This is a genomic window from Halopseudomonas pelagia CL-AP6 (genome assembly GCF_000410875.1).
GTDB classification, from domain to species: domain Bacteria; phylum Pseudomonadota; class Gammaproteobacteria; order Pseudomonadales; family Pseudomonadaceae; genus Halopseudomonas; species Halopseudomonas pelagia.
Genome location: NZ_AROI01000044.1, coordinates 1 through 5,212 on the forward strand (window position 1 = coordinate 1; position 5,212 = coordinate 5,212).

A 5,212-nucleotide genomic window follows, 5' to 3' on the forward strand; every position below is an offset into this window, starting at 1 on the left:
CCGAGTCTGGCTTGGGCTCTAGCTGCCAGCCCTCAAGCCCGGCTAGATGGCCACCGATATAGCTGGGCTCGATAAAGCGCTTCAGCTCCCACTTCTTGCCGTCGTAGCCGGGGCTATAGTCGGTGTCGTAGGTGCCAGTGGTGGGCGGGGTATCCCATGGATCATTGGCTGAAGCGGTAACCAAGGTAAATATAACGTTGGGGGTACTGGTAAAGCGCAAGCTGTTCTTGATCGAATAGCCCGTTTTTCCATCATCGGCAATAAAGCCGTAAGGTATACAGACGCCCGGCCCCTTGGGCACCTCATACAGGTCACGTGGCCGAAAACGGTCGATCAACTCCTTGAAGGCTTCGGCGCCCTGAGCACCTGCTTCGCGCATGGCGAAAAAGTACACTCGCTGGTTGCGATAAACATAGCCATAAGCTGGAGCACTTGGTCCACCCAGGAAAGTTGCATCGGGAATACCAAGGTCGTGCTCCACAGGAACAGCCAGGGTAGCTTGTTTTTCCTGTTCTTCAATTTTCTGTTCGAGCTTTGCTAATACTTCTGGACCGTAGCCCATTTCAGGGAGTTTTGCCAAACGGCGTTTGTCCGTCTCAACATTCTCCAGCAATGTTTTCTTATACAGTTCTCCGGTCCCTTTCTGATAACGAACTGCACCTTCAAACTCAGAGCGTTCGACGATATCGCTGACGCGAATGACTAATCCGTTAAAGTCATACCACCCTGAGTCGCCTTTGGCGGCCACTGCGGAAGTGAAGTTGTGTCCACCGCCTGTAGAGATGCGGAAAGTGCGTTCAGCATCATAGGTAGCCCATTCCACCTCCTCAGGAACATCAAGGGTCAATCTACCCAGGCACTCCTGGCGTGGCTGCTCTGCGAATACCACGCTAGTGGCAAGACAGAGGGCACCGGCGAGAATAGGTTTGATCATGTTTGTGAGTCTCTTCGTTGCGTTGCCGGGGTTGTTGCCGCAGCATGAAGTTGATCGTTCTGTTGTCTGATTAACTGGGCCAGAATGGTCAGATTGATGCCCGAGTCGTTATTTTCGCCCCGCGTCCATTGGGTCGGTAACTGACAGATAAAGCCTTGCACACCCAGAGGCGGGCTGTAAGCCCGAGGTGGCAGGTGAATATCTCCGCGCCAGAATTGTTCTTCATACGGCATGGGCTCTACCAAATCTCCGCCTCTTCTTAGTTCATCCAAGCTCCGATACGCCCAGGTAGGCCACACTGGTGCAGGAAAACCATTCGGGAACGCCGCCATATCGGGAGTAACGCGCGGCTGTACCTGGCTGACGTTTTGCGGAATAAAATCAAATGATTCTTCGTAAGCGCTGGTGTTGTCTTTTGCAAGAGCTTGAATCGCTCTCCAACTACTCTCCGCCGCCGGTTGCGTCAGACAGCTTTCCAGCGCGGTCGCTGGCTGTATCCTGGATGATTTAGTCAGGCTGAGCCCAAAATGCTTCTTCCAGAGGGCAACCCTTAGCTCGTGTACAGCCTTGCCTACTTGCTGTGGACACTCTCCGTCCAGGGCCACCGTAACGGGGGTGCTGTCGCGAACGATTACTGCCAGCTCGGAGTCACGCGGCCCCAGCAGACTGCGGTCGTTGATATTGGCGCTGCCAAGAATGGCAATGCGATCATCGGCAATCAACAGCTTGCTGTGTACATAAATCTGCTCGGTTACCACGTTTCCTTCCAACTCACCCCAGGTGCGCAGGTTAAGCAGTGTAAGGTAGCGGCTCCAGTCCTGTTGTTCATATGCTGGCCGATTGTCGGCACCGCGCTGCTTGATCCTGTCGGCCGCCTCTCCCTCGTTCACCCCAAGGTCCAGTAGGGCACGCAATGCCATGCGGCGCTGGATTCGCTTGATCAGGCTGTGCTTGCCAAATACCAGACTCTGCATGGTCAGGTGAACCTGATGCATGATGTTCGGCACATTTAGCGGTCCTTCTGGATGAACGGGCAAGATCATGTAGACGTGGAAAGGGCGGTGCTCGTCGATGGCACGACCGATGCGCTCGGCAAAGGCTTCGCCAATATCGTTGAGCATGGCTTCCTGAGCGTCGCCCAGTCGATGGCTAAGCCAGCCCTGGGCGTTGAGCCCCCATATGGCGAACATCTGCTTTAGAAAGTCGCTACTTTCCTGACCGGTATTGCGCGCGATGACATCAATTTCTACCCAGTCCAGTTGCCAGATATCGCGCGCCATGAGTGCTTCACGCAGCCGTACTCGGCGCACCAGATCCTGCCGCAGGGTGCTGGGGTCGCGCAGGCTGGCCATGGGGCCGGAAAGAGGGACGTCTTCATAGAGTTCGCCTTGCGCTCCAAACTCGCTCTGGAAGAACTGGTTCTCGACATAAATAAAATGTTGGGCGCTGGAAATGGCCTGCAGCATGGCACTTTTGCAGTTGGCCTGTATGCCGCTGCTCTGAAAGCCCTGTAGGGCAGGTAACTGGACACTGGCCTGGCTCCGGCCCGCCTGCTCTTGGCGGAGCATTACTTCGCCGGCACTGCGTAGCACCTGTGCGCTGGCACCGCCGGAGTGTTGCTCAGGATAACGGGGTATCACTTGCGGGCCGTTGATCCAGACCGGGGTGGGTTGACGCCAGTTGATGCGCACAATTGAGCTGGCATCAAGAAAGTGGTGCAAGTGTACGCGGCGGATCAGCCGGTTGAGCCAGGTCATAATGGCTTCAAGAGCCCTTCTGCCGACTGCGGTGTCCTGGGGGGGAGGACTATTGGCCAGGTAGGCTTGTTGGCCGTTCCAGCGGTCGATGAAGTTGCGCGACAGGTCATATACCGAGGGGCCTTGAATGCTGCAGTGCACATCCTGCCAAGGCATTCTTGGCTGGTCAGCGGCCAGGCAACTATTGTCGCTGGAAGCTACTGGCTGTGGATATTCCAACAGATAGGGAAAGGGTGCCTGGTTGCCGCGCGCCTGGGCCTGCAGAAGACCATACAAATGCCACATTACCGAGGTGCTCAGCTCACTGACCTGATGCACGACGTTGGCTGGTAAGGTATCGAACGAGGCATTGGACAACATGGCAAAAACGCGGCCGATTTCGGTTTCTGCAAACCAGGTGTGGATCAAATGGATGCTCTGGATACGAAACGCTTCAGACAGGTTGCCTGTTGTCTGACGCAGGGTGGACAGCCAATGCTGAAGCTGCTCCTTGAGTTTGGGGTCAATCGACACCTCATCTAGCGTCTGCTCAATCAGTTCTGCGGTGGCGCGTATGCTGCGCTCGATGAGCTCGTACTTGAACTCGACAATTTTTCTGCGGCCTTGCTCCAGCGTATCACTCAGTCTTTCCTGTTGCTGCTGGATGGCCTCGAACAAGGGCAGCGGCGGTCCTTTGAAAAAATCGACTATGTAGTTGATGCTGTTGCCTATCTCGGCTCTGCTGGGCATCGGCAGGGGTCCGGGAATGGCCGGTTTGGACAGGTCAAACAGGGCCGCCATGATCAGCCCGGTGCGACTGACGTGTTTGTCCATAGCCATCCAGCCGAGCTTGGGTACCCCGGGGTTATAGGCATCGTTGCCCTGTCTGTCCGTGGGATCCAGGCTGAAGTTGTTGTCGTCTCTGCGCCCGTAAGCCAGATCGATACCGCCGACATAACCCAGCCTGTTGTCAATCACTACGCTCTTTTGATGGTGTGAGAACGTAGCGCCCAAACCATTCATATCACTCTGCTGAATCGCCGGGGTACAAAAGGCCCGCGGTCCGCCTTCCAGCCCCGCATTCAACTGAAAAATAGCCAGCATGGTTTCAATATCATAGGTGCCGACACTGCTGGAGGGGCTTAACCAGGGCATTACGTAAACTTGAAGTTGCGGCTTACTGGTAAGCGCCTGGTGCAGGCACTGCCACAGTGTGCGTTGACCATCCAGCAGGACGTCGTAGTTCACCTGCCAACCGGTGATAAATATACAGTGCTCGGCCTGAGCGATAGCGCTTGCTACATCATTGAAGTAGTCCTCGCCGTTGGTAAAAAACTGCACCTGATTTCCGGTGCGTTTGGGCGCGAATGTCGAATCATCCTTGATGAAAAAGTCAGGCGCAGAATAAGCGACGCAGGCCTCGCCATCCTGACGGTTTATCTGGTTAAGTTGTTTGACGCGCACGCCGTTGTAGGCAGGGGTACTGGGCATTTTCAATCAATCCTTGGATTGCAAATGAGTGTAAAGATCGCCGCTGCACTGGCTGTCCTCTTTGCTACGTTTTTGCTCAATGCCTGGGGCAGTGCACTGAGCGGCGGTAGTGTCTATATAATCAAAGGCCGCCATGGCCATACGTTCAGCGTCCCAGTTTTCCTGCTCAAGATGCATGCTCAGTTCAACACGCTGCCCTGGGAAGCATAGCCAGATATTGCCGGACGCAGCGCAGTACGCGTCAGACAGTTCCTGTTGTTGACTCTCGTCCAGGAGTACATGGCCTTGCTCGTCAGTAGTGCCTTCAAAGAGGATTTCCTCATTGCCATTGATCAACTGCCAGGGGGTATGCGCCAGGGGGAAGCCTTCCTCCCCGGGCACATCCATCAATTGCATGTTGAAACGGTACTCGCGGGGCTCCTGATCGATCTGGAGGGGTAATGGATTGCCCTGCACTCTGGCCAGCTCCTGCCCAGCGAGATCACTATCGGCGTTACTTGGCACCATCGGCATGAGGATGTCCAGACCCGAGCCACGACCTGCTGCCCCGCCTGAATTGATATTGATCACCGGCCCACTCAGGGTCACACCACTGGGATCGAGCTTGAGAAAAGAGCCGCCGCCTTTGGCGGTGAGTTCCATACCGGCATCGATAACCACCTTGTTACCGGCGTAGTAGTGGATTTCATTCCCCGCTTCGATGAACTGGCCGGTACCCAGTTTGACGTGTTGATTGTTGGCGACAGTCAGATGGTCGTCGGCTTTGATCTCGGTTTTGCGCTCACCGTGGGTGGTGTGGTGCTCTTCGGCCATGTGCTCGGCGTAGCTATTGGCTTCGACGCGGTCGTGGCGTTCGTTGCCGACGCGGATTTTCTGGTCGTGCTTAATGTTTTCGTCCCAGTCGCGCTGGGCGTGCAGGTAGATCTGTTCTTCGCCTTTCTTGTCTTCGATGCGCAGTTCGTTATAGCCATTGCCACCGCCACCCGGAGCGGTGCTCAAAGTTTTGAATACGCTGCGACTTTTGTGCGCGGGCAGCTCGTAAGGTGTGGGG

General features: G+C 55.5%; 3 protein-coding genes. All 3 read right to left on the reverse strand.

The annotated features are described in order from the left end of the window. The coding region (locus K787_RS24460) for a T6SS immunity protein Tli4 family protein (RefSeq protein WP_152486877.1) at window positions 1–847 on the reverse strand (847 nt) is incomplete at its 3' end. A gap of 83 nt (window positions 848–930) precedes the next feature. Next, window positions 931–4,161 carry a phospholipase gene (locus tag K787_RS0120505; protein ID WP_022964667.1) on the reverse strand — a complete coding sequence of 1,077 codons (3,231 nt, stop codon included), beginning with the start codon at window positions 4,159–4,161 and terminating at the stop codon, window positions 931–933. A 6-nt stretch (window positions 4,162–4,167) separates the two neighbouring features. Continuing rightward, window positions 4,168–5,212 (reverse strand): bacteriophage T4 gp5 trimerization domain-containing protein (locus K787_RS25645; protein ID WP_022964668.1); only part of this gene is annotated, 1,045 nt, incomplete at its 5' end.